Annotated in this window: 14 protein-coding genes; 11 read left to right on the top strand and 3 right to left on the bottom strand. The window is 66.5% G+C overall.

Going from position 1 to position 18599, the window contains the following annotated elements; all coding sequences use genetic code 11:
• Positions 1 to 14: 14 nt before the first annotated feature.
• Positions 15 to 1202 carry a metallophosphoesterase family protein gene (locus ACFY5D_RS19320; RefSeq protein WP_387533706.1) on the top strand — a complete coding sequence of 396 codons (1188 nt, stop codon included), beginning with the start codon at positions 15 to 17 and terminating at the stop codon, positions 1200 to 1202.
• 25 nt (positions 1203 to 1227) lie between these two features.
• Here the strand turns inward: ACFY5D_RS19320 and ACFY5D_RS19315 are convergent, their stop codons facing one another.
• Entirely contained in the window at positions 1228 to 3060 is a 1833-nt protein-coding gene (locus ACFY5D_RS19315; protein WP_387533704.1) for a glycoside hydrolase family 15 protein, read from the bottom strand.
• A gap of 102 nt (positions 3061 to 3162) precedes the next feature.
• Between ACFY5D_RS19315 and ACFY5D_RS19310 the strand changes: the two genes are divergently transcribed.
• The 4 genes from ACFY5D_RS19310 to ACFY5D_RS19295 all read left to right on the top strand — a co-directional run bounded on the left by ACFY5D_RS19310 (position 3163) and on the right by ACFY5D_RS19295 (position 7426).
• Positions 3163 to 4551 (top strand): sensor histidine kinase, encoded by a 1389-nt coding sequence (locus ACFY5D_RS19310; RefSeq protein ID WP_387533702.1) that lies wholly within the window; start codon positions 3163 to 3165, stop codon positions 4549 to 4551.
• Entirely contained in the window at positions 4548 to 5240 is a 693-nt protein-coding gene (locus ACFY5D_RS19305) for a response regulator (RefSeq protein WP_387533700.1), read from the top strand. The genes ACFY5D_RS19310 and ACFY5D_RS19305 overlap by 4 nt, the downstream gene beginning before the upstream one ends.
• Positions 5241 to 5393: 153 nt before the next feature.
• Positions 5394 to 6227, top strand: a complete 834-nt coding sequence (locus ACFY5D_RS19300) for an ABC transporter ATP-binding protein (RefSeq protein ID WP_387533698.1) — start codon at positions 5394 to 5396, stop codon at positions 6225 to 6227.
• Complete coding sequence (locus ACFY5D_RS19295; RefSeq protein WP_387533696.1) at positions 6224 to 7426, top strand: ABC transporter permease; 1203 nt, start codon at positions 6224 to 6226, stop codon at positions 7424 to 7426. Before ACFY5D_RS19300 ends, ACFY5D_RS19295 begins: the two co-directional genes overlap by 4 nt.
• A 144-nt stretch (positions 7427 to 7570) precedes the next feature.
• Here the strand turns inward: ACFY5D_RS19295 and ACFY5D_RS19290 are convergent, their stop codons facing one another.
• Complete coding sequence (locus tag ACFY5D_RS19290) at positions 7571 to 11107, bottom strand: proline dehydrogenase family protein (RefSeq protein ID WP_387533694.1); 3537 nt, start codon at positions 11105 to 11107, stop codon at positions 7571 to 7573.
• A gap of 224 nt (positions 11108 to 11331) precedes the next feature.
• Here ACFY5D_RS19290 and ACFY5D_RS19285 point away from each other — a divergent pair, with 224 nt between their 5' ends.
• From ACFY5D_RS19285 to ACFY5D_RS19260, 6 genes are all read left to right on the top strand, one after another.
• On the top strand, positions 11332 to 12273 hold the full coding sequence (locus ACFY5D_RS19285; RefSeq protein WP_387533692.1) for a LysR family transcriptional regulator: 942 nt from the start codon (positions 11332 to 11334) through the stop codon (positions 12271 to 12273).
• Between the two features lie 164 nt (positions 12274 to 12437).
• Entirely contained in the window at positions 12438 to 13961 is a 1524-nt protein-coding gene (putP, locus tag ACFY5D_RS19280) for a sodium/proline symporter PutP (protein WP_387533690.1), read from the top strand.
• Positions 13962 to 14150: 189 nt separating this feature from the next.
• A complete protein-coding gene (locus ACFY5D_RS19275; RefSeq protein ID WP_387533688.1) occupies positions 14151 to 14540 on the top strand; it encodes a DUF4282 domain-containing protein in 390 nt (129 codons plus the stop codon).
• A 160-nt stretch (positions 14541 to 14700) separates the two neighbouring features.
• Positions 14701 to 16224, top strand: coding sequence for a S10 family peptidase (locus ACFY5D_RS19270; protein WP_387533686.1), 1524 nt, complete (start codon positions 14701 to 14703; stop codon positions 16222 to 16224).
• Positions 16225 to 16296: 72 nt separating this feature from the next.
• Positions 16297 to 17697 (top strand): DUF1731 domain-containing protein, encoded by a 1401-nt coding sequence (locus ACFY5D_RS19265; RefSeq protein ID WP_387533684.1) that lies wholly within the window; start codon positions 16297 to 16299, stop codon positions 17695 to 17697.
• A 22-nt stretch (positions 17698 to 17719) separates the two neighbouring features.
• Positions 17720 to 18217: a methylated-DNA--[protein]-cysteine S-methyltransferase gene (locus tag ACFY5D_RS19260; RefSeq protein WP_387533682.1), complete on the top strand. Its 498-nt coding sequence runs from the start codon at positions 17720 to 17722 to the stop codon at positions 18215 to 18217.
• A 139-nt stretch (positions 18218 to 18356) separates the two neighbouring features.
• Here ACFY5D_RS19260 and ACFY5D_RS19255 read toward each other — a convergent pair.
• The coding region (locus ACFY5D_RS19255) for an oligopeptide/dipeptide ABC transporter ATP-binding protein (protein WP_387533680.1) at positions 18357 to 18599 on the bottom strand (243 nt) is incomplete at its 5' end.

Raw genomic sequence — 18599 nt, 5'->3', positions numbered from 1 at the left:
AATCCTCGAAAGGCATGAGTGTGAATCCCTTATCTTCGGTCCCCCGCCGCGGAATCCTCGTCGGCGGCGCCGCAGCGGCTGTGACCGGCATCCTGGCTGCAGGAGCGCAATCCGCAACCGCCGATTCCGCCGCCAACCAGCCCGAATCATCGGTGAGCGCAAAGCTGAAGTTCCGCACTGACGGCAAGTTCAAGATCGTGCAGTTCAACGACACCCAGGACGGGCCGCTGACCGACCGGCGCACCCTGGAACTGATGGACAAGGTCATCGAGGCCGAAAAGCCCGACTTCGTGCTGATCAACGGCGACGTCATCGACGGCCAGCCGAAGACCGCGACCGAGGTCAAGCAGGCAATCAATAACGTCATCCAGCCGATGGAGTCCCGCAAGGTGAAGTGGGCGCTGACCTTCGGCAACCACGACGAGGATTCCCTCGTCCACGGCACCGGCATGACCGAGGCGAAGATGCTGGAATTCGTCCGCGGCTACGAGTACAACGTGAACACCCGCGAGGACGACGTCTTCGGTTCCTCGAACTCGCAGCTGCTGATTGCCGGATCCAGCGGCAACAAGCCGAAGTTCGGCATCTGGCTGCTGGATTCAGGTCGCTACGCCGCCAGCCAGATCGCCGGACAGGACTTCAAGGGCCTGAAGAACTACGACTGGATCCGCCCGGAACAGGTCCAGTGGTACCGCGAGGCCTCGATGGCCGCCGAGCGCCGCCACGGCAAGATCCCCTCGCTCATGTTCTTCCACATCCCCCTCTGGGAGCACCACCATATGTGGTACGGTTCCCAGTTCACCTCCAACGAGGCCGACCACGCGGCCGCGGTCAAGAAGCACAGCATCGTCGGCGAGAAGAACGAGGGCGTCTACGCCGGCGCCTTCAACTCCGGCCTGTTCACCGCGCTGCTGGAGCGCGGGGACGTGCGCGGCGCCTACTGCGGCCACGACCACATCAATTCCTACATGGGCAACTACTTCGGGATCGAGCTGGGCTACGGCCCGGGCACCGGGTTCGGCCCGTACGGCAAGAGCGGCGCGGACAAGCACCAGCTGCGCGGCGCCCGCGTCTTCGAGCTCGACGAGAACGCCGAGGGCATCTACACCTCCACCCGGACGGTCTTCGCCAGGGACTTCGGCATGGACATGAACGCGGCACGCCAGCCGCTGGACAAGCCGCTGCCGCTGCCCGACCACTAGGTTCCGGGGCCCGCCCGCGCCGCGCCTACGTGTACGCCCTGCGCGGGTGGGCCGGGCGGTTGCCCGCCGCCTCCTCGATGGCGTCGGCGGCGCGGATCAGCCCCAGGTGGGACAGCGCCTGCGGGAAGTTGCCAGCCATGTGCCCGCTGGCGGGGTCGTACTCCTCCGAGACCAGGCCCAGGTCGTTCACGACGCCGGCCACCCGGTCCATGAGCCCGCGGGCGTCGGCGAGCCGGCCGGAGTGGGCGTATTGCTCGACGAGCCAGCAGGAACACACCAGGAAGGCGTATTCGCCCGGCGGCAGCCCGTCGGTACCGACCTCTGTCCGGTAGCGCCTGATGAACCCGTGGTCGTCGACCAGCTCCGCCTCGATGCGTTTCACGGTGCCGAGCATCCGCGGGTCCTGGTGGTCGACGAACCCGACCTGCGCCAGCACCAACAGGGACGCGTCGACCTCGGTCCCGTCGTAGGTCTGGGTAAAGCAGTCCAGCTCCGTGTTGAATCCCCGGGCCAGGATCTCCTCCCTGAGCTTGTCGCGGGCATCGGCCCAGGCCTCGACCTCGCCGGCCAGCCCGTGGAGCTTCACGGCCCGCACCCCGCTGTCCAGGGCGGCCCACATCATGACGCGCGAATGCGTGAAGTGCTGCGGATCCCCGCGCATTTCCCACAGGCCGCGGTCCTTGCGCGAGAGGTTGTCCAGCACGTAGTCGATCAGCGCCCTCTGCAGCGGCCAGGAGAAGTGGTCCTCGTGCCCGCCGAGCATGCGCAGCTCCTCCAGGGCCACCATGACCTCACCGATCACGTCCCCCTGGTACTGGCTCACGGCCCCGTTGCCGATGCGCACCGGGACGGATCCCGCGTACCCGGGCAGGTGGTGCAGGACGCGCTCGGTGAGTTCCCGCTTGCCGTCGATCCCGTACATGATCTGCAGCTGGTGGTGGTCCCCGGCGATGGCGCGCAGCAGCCAGTCGCGCCACCGCAGAGCCTCGGTGCCGTAGCCGTGCGTCATCATGGCCTGCAGGGTCAGTGCCGCATCGCGCAACCAGCAGAACCTGTAGTCCCAGTTTCGCTCCCCGCCCAGGAATTCCGGAAGCGAGGTGGTGGGGGCAGCGACGATGCCGCCGGTCGCCTCGTGGGTCAGCGCCTTGAGCACCAGCAGCGAACGCCTGACAACGGGTTCGTAGTCGCCGTGCGGCGGGATGTCGCTCGCCCAGTCGTGCCAGTGTTTCGCCGTCCGGGTCATGCTCAGGCCCACGTCGCTCGGGCCGGGGCTCGCTTCGTGGCTCGGGTGGAAGGCGAACTCGAAATCGAAGATGTCCCCGGCGTTCACCACAAACTCGTCGCGGTGCGCATGCAGGTGGGCCTTGGGCAGGCGGGTGGCGTGCAGGACGGCCGCGTGCGGTCCGGCCACCGCGATCAGCGATTCGGTGCCCTGCACCGTGTCGAAGCTGCGCCGGACCCAGGGCAGGACCTTGCCGTAGTCGTAGCGCATGATCAGCTCGTGCTCCATCAGCATCGAACCGCTCAGGCCCTCGACGCGCCTGATCACGCTGGAACGGCCGTTGCCCACCGGCATGAAATCGGTGACGAGCACCTGGCCCGTGTCGTTCCCCCACAGGGTGCGCAGGACAAAGGACGAGTTCAGGTAGTTTCGGCCAATGACGTGCCCGTCGCGCGGCGCCAGCAGCCAGCGCCCGTGGTCCTTGGTTCCGACCAGCGCGGCAAACACGCTGCCGGAGTCGAAGCGCGGAAAACACAACCAGTCGACGGAGCCGTTGCGCGACACCAGCGCCGCGGTCCGCTGGTCGGACAGCAATGCGTAGTCTTCGATGGGCGTACTCATGGCCCCACACAACACCTTTTTGTCACACCAGACAAGAGTCTTTCGGCGGCGATGGCGCCATGGGATAGGTTCGATGGCGGGACCTTGACGGATTGATCCAGACGGAAGATGAAAAAGATGAAACCACCGGCCATGCGCCAGCGCTTCCTTCCGGGTGATTTCCCTCCGCCGGAATGGGAACGACCCCTGCCGAGCACGGAACAGCTTCGCCGCGATGCATGGGTGACGCTGCTGGTCATGGCCTGCTCGCTGCTGGGCATGGAAATGGTCCTCAGCTTCGCGCCGGCCGAGGACGCCCCCGACCGCACGATGAGCTACCTTGCCATGTGTGCACTGATTGCGCCGCTGGCCGTCCGCCGACGCTTCCCCGTCGGTTCCATGTTGTTGCTCTCGGCGCTGTTCATCGGCTTTGGCATGTGGCTGCCGCAGGTCATGATCCAGCTGGCTCCGCAGATTGCCTACTTCGTGGGGCTCTATTCGGCGGTCACCTGGGCACGGGACCGCAGGGCCCTTCGTTTGGCCCTGGGCGGGGTCGTCCTGGTGATGTTCCTATGGCTGGTCATTTCGATCACCAACGCCAAACTGGTGTTCGGTTCCGAGCTGGACCTGCCCCTGGCGATCGACACCTCCGGTTTCATCGATCCGGTGGTTGCCTACGCCGGATACAACTTCCTGGTCAATCTCTTCTACTTTGGCGGGGCCATCTTCCTGGGCCTCTCGTCGTGGCGCAGCGCCTGGCAGCACGAGCTGCTGGTGGCGCAGGCCGAAAAGCTCCGCGAGCAATCCAAGGAGCTTGCCCGCCGGGCCGTCATCGACGAACGCCTGCGCATCGCACGCGAGCTGCACGACGTGGTGGCGCACCACATTTCGGCGGTCGGGGTGCAGGCCGCGGCCGCCCGCATGGTGCAGTCCCGGGATCCGCAGCGCGCATCCGAGCTGATGCGCGGCATCGAGGAATCGGCGCGCCAAGCCGTCGGGGAAACCCGCTCACTGCTGCGGGTGCTGCGTCACGAGGACCAAGCCGCGGAGGAATCCCCTGACGCAGACGCAGACCGCTCCCCCGAACCCGGGCTCACCGACATTCCGGCACTCATCGAACAGTCCGCCCGGGCGGGGGTCCGCGTCGAGCTGATCACCGTCGAACACCGCGAGGGCTTCCTCGACTCGGTGGGCGCAGGGCTCGGCCTGGCCCTGTACCGCATTGCCGCCGAGTCCCTGGCCAACGTGCGCGAACACTCGACGGCGCGCTCCGCCGTGCTGTCGCTGCGCAGCGGCGTCGACGGGACCGGCGAATGGGCGGAGGTCGAGGTCACCGACGACGGCAACCAGCGCCCGGGCACTGGTGGCAGCGGGTTTGGGTTGCGCGGCATCCGCGAGCGCGCCGAACTGCACCACGGGCTCGTCGACATCGGGCCCCGCTCCCCCGCCGGGTGGCGCACGCGAGCACGCCTGCGCATTCCCGGCACCACCCCGCTTTCACCCCTCGCCACGGAGGCCACAGCATGAGCAAGACCCGCATCCTGATCTGCGACGACCAGCCGCTGATCCGTTCCTCGCTGGAACTGATCATCGGCACCGACGAAAACCTTGAGGTCGTCGGCACCGTAGCCGACGGCGCGCAGGCAGTCGCCGCAGCTCTGTCCCTGAACCCGGACGTGGTGCTGATGGACATCCAGATGCCCGTGCTCGACGGCGTTGCTGCAGCCAAACAGATCACCGCGGCCAGCAGTGCGAAGGTCGTGGTGCTGACGACCTTCGACCGGGACGACTACCTCTTCGACGCGATCGACGCCGGGGCCAGCGGCTTCCTGCTGAAGAACACGGAACCTGAAAGGCTGCTGGCCGCCGTCCACGCCGCGGCCGGAGGCCAGGCGCTGCTCTCCCCCGAGGTCACGCTGCGCATCATCCGCCGCGGCACCGGTGCGGAACGATCGGCGCCCGCCGCCGCGCAGGTGCCGCTGGACCCGGAGGACCAGCGTGTCCTCGACGCGCTGACGGCCCGCGAACTCGAGGTGCTCACCAGGCTGGCCAGGGGCCTGTCCAACACGGAGATCGCCGCGGTCCTTTCCATCTCCGAGGCGACGGTGAAAACCCACCTGTCCAACATCCTTGCCAAGGCCGGGCTGCGGGACCGGGTCCAGGCAGTCGTCTTTGCGTACCGCGCGCACCTCATCCCTTTGACTGAGATCCAGTAAACCGCTTCCCACAAGTTCATTCGTTTGAACGATCCGCCCGCCGCGGGGCCCGACATAGATTGGAGGGCACGGGAACAACCAGCTTCAAGGTGAGGAAACCAGCAGTTGCTAGAGGTACGGAATCTTACGCGGCGCTTTGGGGAACGTACGGTCTTGCACGACGTCTCCTTCGGCGTCCCGGCCAACGGCATGACGGGTTTTGTCGGGGCCAACGGCGCCGGCAAAACCACCACCATGCGCATCATCATGGGCGTGCTCAAGGTGCACGGCGGGGAGGTGCTTTTCAACGGCGAGCCGCTTGCGGGTACCGACCGGGCCCGCTTCGGCTACATGCCCGAGGAGCGCGGGCTCTACCCCAAGCAACAGGTGCTCGACCAGCTGCAGTACCTGGGCCAGCTGCACGGCATGGGCCGGCACGACGCCCGCACCGAGGCACTGAACCTGCTCGACCGCTTCGGCATTGCCGACCGCACCAAGGACAAGCTCGAATCGTTGTCTCTGGGCAACCAGCAGCGCGTACAGGTCGCGGCCTCGCTGATGCACCACCCCACGGCGCTGATCTTGGACGAACCGTTTTCGGGACTCGACCCGATCGCCGTGGACTCGATGAGCTCGCTGCTGGCAGAACGCGCGGCCACGGGCGTTCCGATCCTCTTCTCCAGCCACCAGCTGGATTTGATCGATCAGCTCTGCGACAACCTGGTGGTGCTCGCCGAGGGCAAGATCGTCGCCTCCGGTTCCGCCGACGAGCTGCGCGCCCGCGCCAGGTCCACACACGTGATGGTGACCCCGCCGGATGCCGGCTGGCTGCGCGAACAGCCCGAGGTGAACGTCCTCGACGTTTCCGGGCCCCGCGCCGTCGTCGAGTTCGCCAGTGAAGAAGCCTCCCAGCGCATCCTGCGCGCGGCAATCGAACGCGGAAGCGTCACGGAGTTCGCACCCCAGCGCCCCTCGCTTGCGGAAATCTACCGGGAGGTCATCCGATGAGCACCACAACACCGGCCGCGACCCGGCAAGGCATGCCGTGGCTGATCGTGACCCTGCGCGAGGTCACGGTGAGGCTCCGCGACAAGTCCTTCATCATTTCCACGGCCATCACCCTCGCGTTGATCGTCGGATCGGTGGTCATCTCTGGCCTGCTGGCAGACCGCACCACGGAGGCCTCAGTGGCCTTCGCCAAAGATTACCGAGCTGCCGCACTGGTCCACGCAGCCAACGAACTCGCCGTGGAACAAGACCAAAAGATCGTGTTGACGCCCGCTCCGCTCGGAACCGAGGAACAGGCCATGGAGGCATTGCGGGCCAAGAACACGGATCTGGTGCTCACGCCGACAACCGAGGGCTACAACCTCACCGGGCTGGCGGACGTCCCCGCTTCGGTGGAGAAGCTGCTCGCCGATGCGGCTGCGGCGCATGCACTCGAGTCCAACGCCCAGAGCGTGGGGGTCTCGGTCGAATCCTTGACCGCGGGATCCACCGTCACCCCGGTGTTGCTCGAGGGCGACCAGGAACGCAACTCGATGGCCACCGTCATGGGATTCATCTTCTCGTTCCTCTTCTACATGTCGGCGCTGATCTTCGGCATGCCGATCGCCAACTCCGTGGTGGAGGAAAAGCAGAACCGCGTGGTGGAAATCCTCGCCACCGCGATCCCCATCCGCCAGCTGCTCGCCGGAAAGATCCTGGGCAACCTGATCCTGGCCATGGGCCAGCTCTGCCTCTTCGTGGGCATCGGTCTGCTCGCGCTGAGCATGATGCCGACGTCGATTCCGTTCCTTTCGGTGGTCATCGCGACCTCCGGCTGGTTCCTGGCATTCTTCCTGGCCGGGTTCCTGATCCTTGCAGCGATCTGGGCGGCCCTTGGCTCGATGGCCTCCCGCACCGAGGACCTGCAGCAATCGACGGGACCGGTGATCACCGTGTTGGTCGCCGTGTTGTTCGTGGGGATCTATGCCAAGGGCACGCTGCTGGTTGTCGCGTCCTACATCCCGGTGATCTCATCGGTTGCTATGCCTATCCGCCTGCTCAGCTCCGATGTACCGCTGTGGGAACCTTTCGCCTCGCTTGCGATTGCCGTGGCCGGAGCTTGGGCCATGGTGTTGCTCGGCGAACGCATCTACCGCCGTGCGATCATGCAGACCGGCAGCGCGTTGTCTTGGCGCAAGGCGCTGAAGCTCGAGGATTGAAGCCGCTATTTGGCGATGTTGCTGGCCCGTTTCAGCGTGTGTCCAGCCGAATCGAACGTCGGAACTCGGTTCAAACCAGAGAAGGCTCGCAGCATTCCCCTTGAGGGGAACGCTACGAGCCTTCGTCGTTAGAGCTTCGGGTTACTAGATAACCGAGTCGCTCAGGTGGTTCGGGGTACCGAAGCGGTGCGCAGTGATGGAGACGGCCTGCTCGTGCAGGAAGGTCAGCATTTCCACGCGGCCGGCGGAGACCACGTTGTTGGCGTAGATTGCAACATCCGGCTTGCCGTTGGTTGCCTCGGCGACATCGGTGATCGAGCCACCGATGAGGCGGATGCGGGCCGCGGAGTCCGGGCCGGTCTTGGCTGCCAGGCGGGCGGCGCGGGCGCCGAAGGCCTGTGCGTCTTCAACCACGACGGTGGCAGAGGACTCGGTCAGGACGGTGCGGATCGCGGCCGGAACCTCGACTGCGGAGGAAACCGTCACGCGGGAACCGGCGGCGATGCCAGCGGCAACGACGCGAACCAGCTCGGCGATGCCGTGGCCCGAGGTTTCACCCTCGAAGCGAACGGTCACCGGCAGGGCGCGGTAGCGGAAGACGTTGCGCTCTGCGTGCAGGCCGGAAACGTCCTTGGCGGTGTTGAACTCGTTGATCCAGACATCGTTGTCCGATGCCAGGGCAGCTTCGAGCCAGGTGAGGTCGGCTTCTTCGAGGCCCGCGGTGCGAGCTGCGGTGAACAGCGCCGATGCCGAGGCGGAGAGGATGCCGGACTTGGCAAGCGGGGCGTCTTCCCAGGAGCCCATGCCCACCAGGTAGTTCGGTCCGCCGGCCTTGGTGCCTGCACCGATGGCCGACTTCTTCCAGCCGCCGAACGGCTGGCGCTGAACGATTGCACCGGTGGTGCCGCGGTTGACGTAGAGGTTGCCGGCCTGGATGTTCTCCAGCCAGTAAGCCATCTCATCGGAATCCAGGGAGTGCAGGCCGGAGGTCAGGCCGTAGTCGATGTCGTTGACGATCGCCACTGCTTCTTCCAGGGTCTCCGCGGTCATGACGCCGAGGATCGGACCGAAGTACTCGGTCAGGTGGAACTCGGAACCGCGCTTGACGCCGGAGCGTACACCCGGGCTCCACAGCTTGCCGGAGTCATCGAGCTGCTTGGGCTCGAGGACCCACTTTTCACCTTCGCCCAGGACGGTCAGGCCGCGGAGCAGCTTGCCCTGTGCGGGCTCGATGACCGGGCCCATCTGGGTCTGCGGATCCTGCGGGTAGCCAACCTTCAGCGAGCGGGCGGCGTCGATGAGCTGGTTGTGGAAGCGCTTGGATTCGGCAGCCGAACCAACCAGGACGACCAGCGAAGCGGCGGAGCACTTCTGGCCGGCGTGGCCGAAGGCCGATGCAGCCAGGTCCTTGGCCGCGAGGTCAAGGTCGGCGTTCGGGGTGACGATCAGCGCGTTCTTGCCGGAGGTCTCTGCCAGCATCGGCAGGTCCTTGCGGAAGGAGCGGAAGAGCTGCGCGGTCTCGTAGCCACCGGTGAGGATCAGGCGGTCGACGGCCGGGTGCGAGACAAGCTCGGTGCCCAGGTCGCGCTCGGAGAGCTGGACCATCTGCAGGACATCGCGCGGCACGCCGGCTTCCCACAGTGCCTCGACCATGACCGCGCCGGAGCGGGCCGACTGGCCGGCAGGCTTGATGATGACGGAGGAACCCGCGGCCAGGGCCGACAGGGTCGAGCCGGCCGGGATGGCAACCGGGAAGTTCCACGGCGGGGTGACAACGGTCAGCTTCGACGGAACGAAGGTGGCGCCGGCAACGTTCTCCAGCTCAAGGCCACGCTGTGCGTAGTAGTGGGCGAAGTCGATGGCCTCGGAAACTTCCGGGTCACCCTGGTCCAGGGTCTTGCCGCATTCGGAGCCCATGACCTCGAGCAGCTCGGCGCGGCGGGCCTCAAGGGTGACGCCTGCGCGGTGCAGGATGGCGGCACGGGCGGCAGCGCCCATGGCAACCCACGAGTCGGAGGCTGCAACGGCGGTCTCGACGACCTTGTTCAGCTCGTCCTCGGTGTGGATCATGGCAGCGGCCACGGACTCGGCACCCAGGGTGGAGCCGACCATCTTGTTCACGATCTTGCGGCCCCAGGCGCGGTTGCCCGGAAGGTCCGGGTCGGTGTCCGGGGTGTTTTCGAAGTCGAGGGTTCCGTTGGCCAGGCCGGCAAGCTTGGCGCCAACCTCGACCTCGTCGACGATGTTGCGGTCCTGGATGCGGTGCGGTGCCGGAACCTTGTCGTCAAGGTCGGCCAGCGATGCGAGGAAGCGGTTCTTTTCGCGCTCGAACAGGGCCTCGTTCTTGTCCAGTTCGAAGACTGCGGACATGAAGTTTTCCTGGCTCGCGCCCTCTTCGAGGCGGCGGATCAGGTAGGCGATGGCCACGTCGAACTCGCCCGGGTGTACAACCGGGGTGTAGAGCAGCAGCGATCCGACGTCCTTGCGGACTGCCTCGGCCTGGCCGGTGGCCATGCCCAGGAGCATTTCGAATTCGATGCCCGCGGTGACGCCGCGGGACTGTGCCAGCAACCAGGCAAGTGCAACGTCGAAGAGGTTGTGGCCGGCGATGCCGATGCGCACGTTCTCGACGTGGCCCGGGCGCAGCGCGTAGTCCAGGACCGACTTGTAGGAGGTGTCCGAGTCCTGCTTGGTGTTCCAGGTGGCAACCGGCCAGCCGTGGAGGTCGGCTTCGACCTGCTCCATCGGAAGGTTTGCACCCTTCACGACGCGGACCTTGATCGGTGCGCCGCCGATGGCGGTGCGCTTGGCGGACCATTCCTGCAGGTGGATCATGGCGGAGAGGGCGTCCGGCAGGTAGGCCTGCAGCACGATGCCGGCCTCCAGATCGCGGAACTCTTCCATGTCAAGGATCTGGGTGAAGACCGCAATGGTCAGGTCCAGGTCCTTGTACTCTTCCATGTCCAGGTTGATGAACTTCTTCTTGGGTGCCGAGGTGGCGGCCAAGCGGTAGAGCGGAACGAGCTTCTCGATGATGTGCTGCACGGCCTCGTCGAAGGCCCAGTGGTTGTGCGGGGCAACCGTGGAGGAAACCTTGATGGACACGTAGTCGACATCGTCGCGGGACAGCAGCTTGTGGGTGCCCTCGAGGCGGCGGGCGGCTTCGCCCTCGCCGAGGATGGCTTCGCCCAGGAGGTTGACGTTGAGGTCGATGCCCTCCTTCTTGATCTTGGAGATCGAGGCACCGAGCTTGGCATCGGTGGCGTCGATGATCAGGTGGCCGACCATTTCGCGCAAGACCTTGCGGGAGATCGGGACAACGACGCCCGGCATGATCGGGGCCATGAAGCCGCCGAGTGCAACTGCTGACTTCATGTACCAAGGCAGGAAGGACGGAACCTTCGGGGCCAGGGCCTTGAGGTTGCGGGCGGCAACCTTCAGGTCCTCGGGACGGATGACGCCGTCGACGAAGCCGACGGTGAAGTCAAGGCCGTTGGGATCTTTCAGCACGCCGGCAAGCTGTGCGGCGGAGGCGTCAACCGGAACCTTTGCACCCTCGGTGAGCCAGTGGCGCACCAACTTGATGGTTTCATCGGCCAGGTCCTGGGGACGGGCCAGGGGGGTGCCATCGGCGGCTAGTGCCGGGGGCACAATGCGCACGTGCGAGGTCTCGAGGGACACGGCTGCTTCTCCTTGGAAGATGAGATATTTGTCGATTACGCGCCCGCCGGGAGCACACCAAAGAGGATGCGGGCAGACGAGTTCACAAGCCAGTATGACCCCAACCATACCTTCAGCGAAAGTGAACAAACCCGAAGGTTTTCATTCGGCTTTCCCAATGTATTGTTGGGGTGTTCCCGCCGCCGAAGAATCACCGAGATCTTCCCCACACCCCCGGAGTCGCAATGCTTGAAATCCGCCGTCTGCGCCTGCTGCGCGAGCTCAGCATCCGCGGGACGATCGCCGAGGTGTCCGACGCCTTGAGCTATAGTCCCTCGTCGATCTCCCAGCAGCTTTCCCTGCTCGAAAAAGAAACCGGGGTACAGCTGTTGCGCAAGGTCGGACGGCGCCTCCAACTCACCCCCCAGGCGGAGGTCCTGGTGGCCCACACCGACGAGCTGCTGGACTCCATGGAACGGGCCGAAGCCGACCTTGCCTCGACCCAGCCGGAGATCGCCGGGACGGTGCGCATGGCGGTGTTCCAGACGGCAGTGCTTTCGCTGATCCCCTCGATGCTCAGGCAGCTGCGCCAGGACTACCCGCACCTGCGCGTGGAGATGGTCCAGCACGAGCCGGAAACGGCCCTGCACGAAACCTGGGCGCGCGACTTTGACCTAGTCGTAGCGGAACAATACCCCGGACACGCCGCCCCGCACTACGCCGAACTGGACCGCAGGATCCTGGCCCACGACGCCATCAGGTTGGCCCTGCCCGCGCGCAACGACGCGATGCCCGAGGAGTTCCACCACGTCGCCTCGATCGAGGCCGCCTCCGGCCTGCCGTGGGTCATGGAACCGCACGGCGCGGCCTCCCGTCACTGGGCCGAACAGGTCTGCCGCTCGGCCGGCTTCGAACCCGACGTCCGCTATGAAACGGCCGACCTCCAGGCGCACGTGCGGCTGGTGGAATCCGGCAACGCCGTTGCGCTGCTTCCGGACCTAGTGTGGGCGGCGCGCAAGCTCGATCTGCGCATCGTGGACCTGCCCGGCGCACCGCAGCGCACGATCTTCACGGCCATGCGGCACTCCTCGGCGCAGCACCCCGGATTGATCGCCGTGCGCAGGGCCTTGCACGAGCAGGCAGGCAGCCTTCCCACGACGCAGGACAGCACCTCGCTACCCCTGTAATACGTATCACAGGACGATAACGCGGCGGCTGACGGCTTCGCGGTGCGGGCATTTTTGCTGTCATACTCGAAACTTCGTTGTGCACGCCCGGCCGGTGCTGGGGGCAGTGCAACTTGCCGAGAGATCATTCATCTCCCGGTACGCACCACATTCACGAGGTCCCCATGTCTGAACAAGCGTTCCAGTTGACAGCAATTGCCGTGTATCTGACGGCGATGCTGGCCATCGGCTACTTCGCCTACAAGCGCACCAACAACATCGACGACTACATGCTCGCGGGCCGCGGCCTGAAGCCAGGGGTCGCCGCCCTTTCCGCCGGCGCCTCCGACATGTCCGGCTGGCTGCTCATGGGCCTGCCTGGTGCAATCTACCTCAACGGCCTGATTGAGGCCTGGATCGCGATCGGCCTGACCATCGGCGCCTGGCTGAACTGGAAGTTCGTGGCCCCGCGCCTGCGTTCCTACACGGAAGTCGCCCAGAACGCGATCACCATCCCGAGCTTCTTCGAGAAGCGTCTCAAGGACGACAGCCACTTCCTGCGCATCGCTTCGTCGCTGATCATCCTGGCGTTCTTCACCTTCTACGTCTCCTCCGGAATGGTCGCAGCCGGCAAGTTCTTCGAGTCGTCCTTCGGCTGGAACTACTTCACCGGCATGTTCATCGTCGTTGGCATCACCCTGCTTTACACGCTCTTCGGCGGATTCCTGGGCGCTACCCTCACCGACGTGGCCCAGGGCCTGTTGATGTTCGCGGCCCTGATCGCCGTGCCGATCGTTGCCGTCATCCAGATGGGCAACATGGGCGACTTCACCACCCAGCTGACGGCAATCAACCCCGACGCACTGAACCTGTTCTCCAGCTTCGACGGGACCAACGGCGTGCTGGCAGCCGTCGCGATCTTCTCCACCGCTGCATGGGGCCTTGGCTACTTCGGCCAGCCGCACATCATCGTGCGTTTCATGGCGCTGCGCACCCCAAGCGAGGCCAAGACCGCCCGCCGCATCGGCATCGGCTGGATGGCGCTGACCGCGATCGGCGCGATCGTCACCGCGCTGGTGGGCATCGTGTACTTCGCCGGCAACCCGGCCAAGGAAATCAAGGACGAGGAAACCGTCTTCCTCCTGCTGAGCCAGATCTTCTTCCACCCGTTCGTTGCCGGGCTGGTGCTGGCAGCGGTGCTGGCCGCCATCATGTCCACCATGTCCTCGCAGCTGATCGTTTGCTCCTCCGCCCTGGTTGAGGACCTCTACAACATCGCCGGCAAGAAGCTGACCCCCAAGCGCGAGGTGGCCCTGGGCCGCTCGGGCGTGCTCGTCGTCGCCGTCGTCGCCTCGGTGCTGGCGCTGAACCGGGACTCCAGCATCCTGGACCTGGTCGGCTTCGCCTGGGCCGGTTTCGGTGCCGCATTCGGCCCGATCGTGCTGCTGAGCCTCTACTGGCGCAAGCTCACCTCGACCGGCGCGCTGGCCGGCATGATCACCGGTGCCGTCACCGTCTTCGTCTGGGGCAACATCACGGTCCTGCACGATGCCATGTACGAGATCGTCCCCGGCTTCCTGCTGAACCTCCTGGTCGCGTTCGTTGTTTCGCGCATGACCTACAAGCACAACGAAACCATTGAGGCCGAATTCTCCGCCATGGAGAAGGAAGTTGCCGAAAACGCACCTTACGTTGAGGCAACCGTCTAGCCTCACGGCCTGACGAAGGAAGCGGGGCGGTTCATCCACGATGAACCGCCCCGCTTTTTCGCGCCCCGGAAGTGCCTCCGGGCGGACGTTTTTGTCGGTGGCCCAGACCTTCACCTGGGCGTCCTTTTCGTGTTTGACTGGGCGGGCAACCATCGCTCGATTCACCCGCGGTCGAAATGAGGGACAAGCATGAAACGGCTTTTTGATTTTAACTTCGATAGTTTCGTAACGCCCAAGATCGTCAAGATCGTTTACATCCTGATCACCGTCGGCCTCGCCGTGTTGTATCTGGGCATGGTGGTCGCCGCGTTCTCCTCCGAAAGCGCGGCGCTCGGAATCTTGGTCCTGCTGGTCATCGGCCCGCTCGTCACCATCATCTACCTCGCGCTGGCCCGCATGGGGCTCGAATCCCTGCTTGCCACGATCCGCACGGCGGAACACACCGGCGAGCTGGTTCGCATGGCCGGCGGCAGCGCACCGGGCCCAAGCTCGGTCCAGAATCCCTACCCCGGCGCACCGATGAACCCGCCGCAGGCTCCTCCCGCCACCCCCTACGACGGCGGCCAGCCGCAGGGCTGAAAACGACCCGCGCGGCGGGTCGAAACGAGCGGTGTTTCGGACGCCCTGGCAGGGCACCGCACAGCAGTCGGCTTTAGGCCACCGAATTGGGAATTTGCCCCGTCTTTGCCGGGAATTCCCCGAGTCAGGATTTGCCGCCAACAGGCTGTAGGCTCTTCCCATGCCTGATGTTCCTGCCTCATCCCCTGCCGCCTCCACGACCGCCGAAAAGCCCGAAGTCGTGGACGATTTTGTTACCCGCCAGCACCGCAGCGCCTCGGGCCTGCGCTACACCAGCACCACCGGCCGGATGGTGCTGCGCCGGGAAGAGGATGCCGAAGGCAAGACCGACGGATTCAAGCCCAAGGCCGAGATCTTCATGATCTCCTACACCGCCGACGAGCCCGAGACCGCGGCCCCGGCAACCGCCGCCAGCAAGGCCCGGGCCAAGAAGCCCAGCGGCCCGCCGAGCATCAACCGCCGCCCGGTGGTCTTCGCCTTCAACGGCGGCCCCGGCTCGGCCAGCCTCTGGCTGCACATGGGCCTGCTGGGCCCGCGCATCGTCGACTCGGGAGATGTCGGGAACATGACCCCGGCGCCGTACGCGGTCATCGACAACCCCGAGTCCCTGCTGGAGCACGCCGACGTCGTGATGATCGACCCGGTGAACACCGGTTTCTCCCGCGTGGTCGAGGGCGGCAAGACCGACGAGTTCCACTCCTTCATCGCGGACCGCGACCTGATCGCCGAGGCCATCCGCCTCTGGGTCACCCGCAACCAGCGCTGGCTCTCCCCCAAGTACCTGGTCGGCGAATCCTATGGAACCATGCGCGCCGTGGCCGTGGCCCGCCGCCTGCACGAGGCGCACGGCATGGCCGTGAACGGCCTGGGCCTGATCTCCACGGTGCTGAACATGTCCACGCTGGACTTCGCTCCGGGCAACGACACCCCCTATGCGTTGCACCTGCCGACCTACGCCGCGATCGCCCACTACCACGGCCGGCACGGCAACCGCCCGCTGGATGAGATCATCCGCGACGCCGAGGACTACGCGGCGGGCGACTACGTGGTGGCCCTGCACCTGGGCAGCCGGCTGTCCAAGCGCAGGTTCGACGGGGCGGTCAAGCACCTGGCCGAGCTCACCACGCTGTCCGAGGCCTTCATCCGCCGCACCAACCTGCGCTGGGACTACATGGAATTCGCCACCGAGCTGCTGCGCGAGAAGGGCCTGATGGTCGGGCGCATCGACGGCCGTTTCACCGGGGTTCCGCCGCGCCTGCAGGAATCCCACACCTGGGACGACCCCTCGCTGCGCGCCATCACCCCGCCCTACGCCGCGGCGATCAACCACTACGTTCGCGCCGAGCTCGGCTACGAATCGGACCTGCCCTACGAGGTGCTCACCGGCCGGGTGCACCCGTGGAGCTACGAGACCTTCGAGGGCAAGCCGATCGACGTCACCCGGGACCTGGAGCGCCTGCTCATCGACATCCCGGAACTGCGCGTGCACGTGGACTACGGCTACCACGACGGCGCCACCCCGCACTTCGCCGCCGAGTACGTGTGGGCGCACCTGGAGATCCCGGCCGCGGCACGCGCCCGCTTCAGCCACTACTACTACGCCGCGGGACACATGATGTACGTGGACCCGGAGGTGCGCGTGGCACAGCTCGGGGCGCTGGCCGGGTTCGTCACCAAGGCCTGACCGGGGACCGGCCCCGACACGCTTCCGGGCGGCCCGTCCGATCGGGCCCCCGGAAGTGGCTAAGCTGAACCCATGGCTTGGCAGCGTACACAGACACAGTTCTTCGCCCTTCCCGTTTCCGCCCTGTGGGAGGTGCTGAGGGATCCCGCCCGGGTTCCCGAATGGAACCTCGCCATCGCGCGGCTGGACCCGCGCACGCAACCCGCGACGGCCGGAACCGAAATCGACCTGGTGCCCGCCGGGGATGTCATCGGCCCGATCCACGCCAGGACGGCCCCGCCCGCGGTCATCACCCGGGTCGACGAGGGCTCCAGCCTGACCTGGCGCCAGCCGCAGCCCGGCGGCTACCTGCTGGTCCGGTGGTCGCTGCAGGAGGTTTCCGGGGGCTGCGAGCTGACCCAGCTGGTCTCCGTCTCCGGGCCCGCCTCCCCGCTCTTCGCGCAGACCGCGGCCAAGCCGATCGCCGCGAACTTCGCGCAGAATTGCGCCAGGCTCTACACCCTGGCCGGCGGCACCGAGACGCAGGACCTGCGCGTGGTGATCGCCGGCGGCCACGGCTTCCTGGGCAGCCGCGCGGCCGCGGACCTGCATTGCCGCGGGCACCAGGTCACCATCCTCACCCGCAGCGTGCGCAAGGAAAGCCCCTACCGGCAGCTGCCCTGGGACGGAAAAAACCAGGGTCCCTGGGCTGGCGCCCTGTATGCGCCGGGCCGCGAGACCGCCGTGCTGAACCTCGCCGGCGAGCTGGTGGACCTGCCGCCGACGCCGGAAAACATCAAGCGGCTGCGTTCCTCCCGGGTTGATTCGACCCGGGCGCTCGTCGAGGCAAGCGCCGCGCTCCCCCGCCCGCTGGCCGCCTTCCTGCAGTCGAGCACCACCGCGATCTTTGCCGATGCCGGCGAGGAACGGCTCACCGAATCCTCGCCGCTGCCCGTCGGCTCCCGGGCGCTGCCCCAGATGACGGGCGTGGCCAGGCCGTGGGAGGAAGCCGTGGCCGGCGCCAACGCAGAGCGCGTCAACATCCTGCGCACCTCGCTGCTCTTCGAGCAGGAAAGCCCGCTGGTGGACAGGCTCGGTCTGCTGGCGCAGGCAGGCCTGGGCGGCCCGGTGGCCGGCGGCCAACAGTGGGTGAGCTGGATCCACCTGGCCGACTGGCTGCGCATCGTCCGGGCCTGCCTGGGTCTCGAGGAAGGCACCGCGTTGCCGGAGGGCGTCATCAACCTTGCCGCACCGCATCCGGTGCGCAACACGGAGATGATGTCCCTGCTGCGGGCCCGCGTGGCCCCGGGGATCATGAAGAAGATCGGCCTGCCCACCCCCAAGCCGGTGCTGGCCGCGGGCGCCGTGCTGCTGCACACCGATCCCGCGCTGGGGACCACCGGCAGGCACGTGACTTCCGAGGTGCTGGAGGCCGCAGGCTTCGAGTTCGAGCACCCGACGTTCGCCGGCGCGCTGCGGGGCATCTTTGGCTGAGCGGCCGGAGCCCTGCCATGCGGTGGTCGATTCGCCCATCGGGCCGCTGACGATCGCCGCGAACGAGCGGGGCGTGACCGGCATCTACATGGTGAACCACTCGCACCCGCCGTCGGCAGAGTCCCTGGGCCGGAGGCTGGAGGACCCGGGTGATGACCCGTTCATCGCCCGGGCGGCACGCGAGCTGGGCGAGTACTTCGCCGGCCGGCGCACCTCCTTCGACGTCCCGCTCGATGCCGCGGGCACGGAATTCCAGCGGCGGGTCTGGGCCGAACTGGCGAGGATCCCTTTCGGGCAGACCCGTTCCTACGGCGATCTCGCGCTGGAACTCGGCGACCCGAAGCTCACGCGTGCGGTGGGGACGGCCAACGGCCGTAACCCCGTCTCGATCATCGTCCCGTGCCACCGGGTGATCGGTGCAGACGGCTCGTTGACCGGGTACGCCGGGGGCCTCGACCGCAAGCTGTTCCTGCTGCGGCTCGAGGGAATCGTTCCCGAGGCCGAGGAAACGCTCTTCTAGCCCGGCCGGATGCCGCCGGGCATGGGAAAAGCGGCTTCCGGAAACCAAACTTCCGGAAACCGCTTAACCCTGCCTGTTGACCAGCCTTCTTGCGTGCCGGACCTTGTCTTGAGACGACGGGTCGGGCACACCTGCGGTGCTAATTTGCCGCGTTGTCGGTGGCGAAGTGGCAGCGGGCCGCGTGCGTGTCCCCGACCCGGATGAGTTCGGGTTCGGTGGTGGCGCAGATGGCCTGGGCCATCGGGCAGCGGGTGTGGAAGCGGCATCCTGTGGGCGGGTCGATCGGGGAGGGCGGGTCCCCCTGCAGGATGATGCGTTCGCGGTCGGTGCCGTCGTGCCGGCGCAGCTCCGGCGCCGCGGACATCAGCGCCCGGGTGTAGGG

It is taken from the genome of Paeniglutamicibacter sp. NPDC012692 (assembly GCF_042901625.1).
In the GTDB taxonomy this organism is placed as follows: Bacteria; Actinomycetota; Actinomycetes; order Actinomycetales; family Micrococcaceae; genus Paeniglutamicibacter.
The sequence above is the reverse complement of the archived record's forward strand: the minus strand, read 5'-3'. Positions and strand labels throughout refer to the sequence as shown.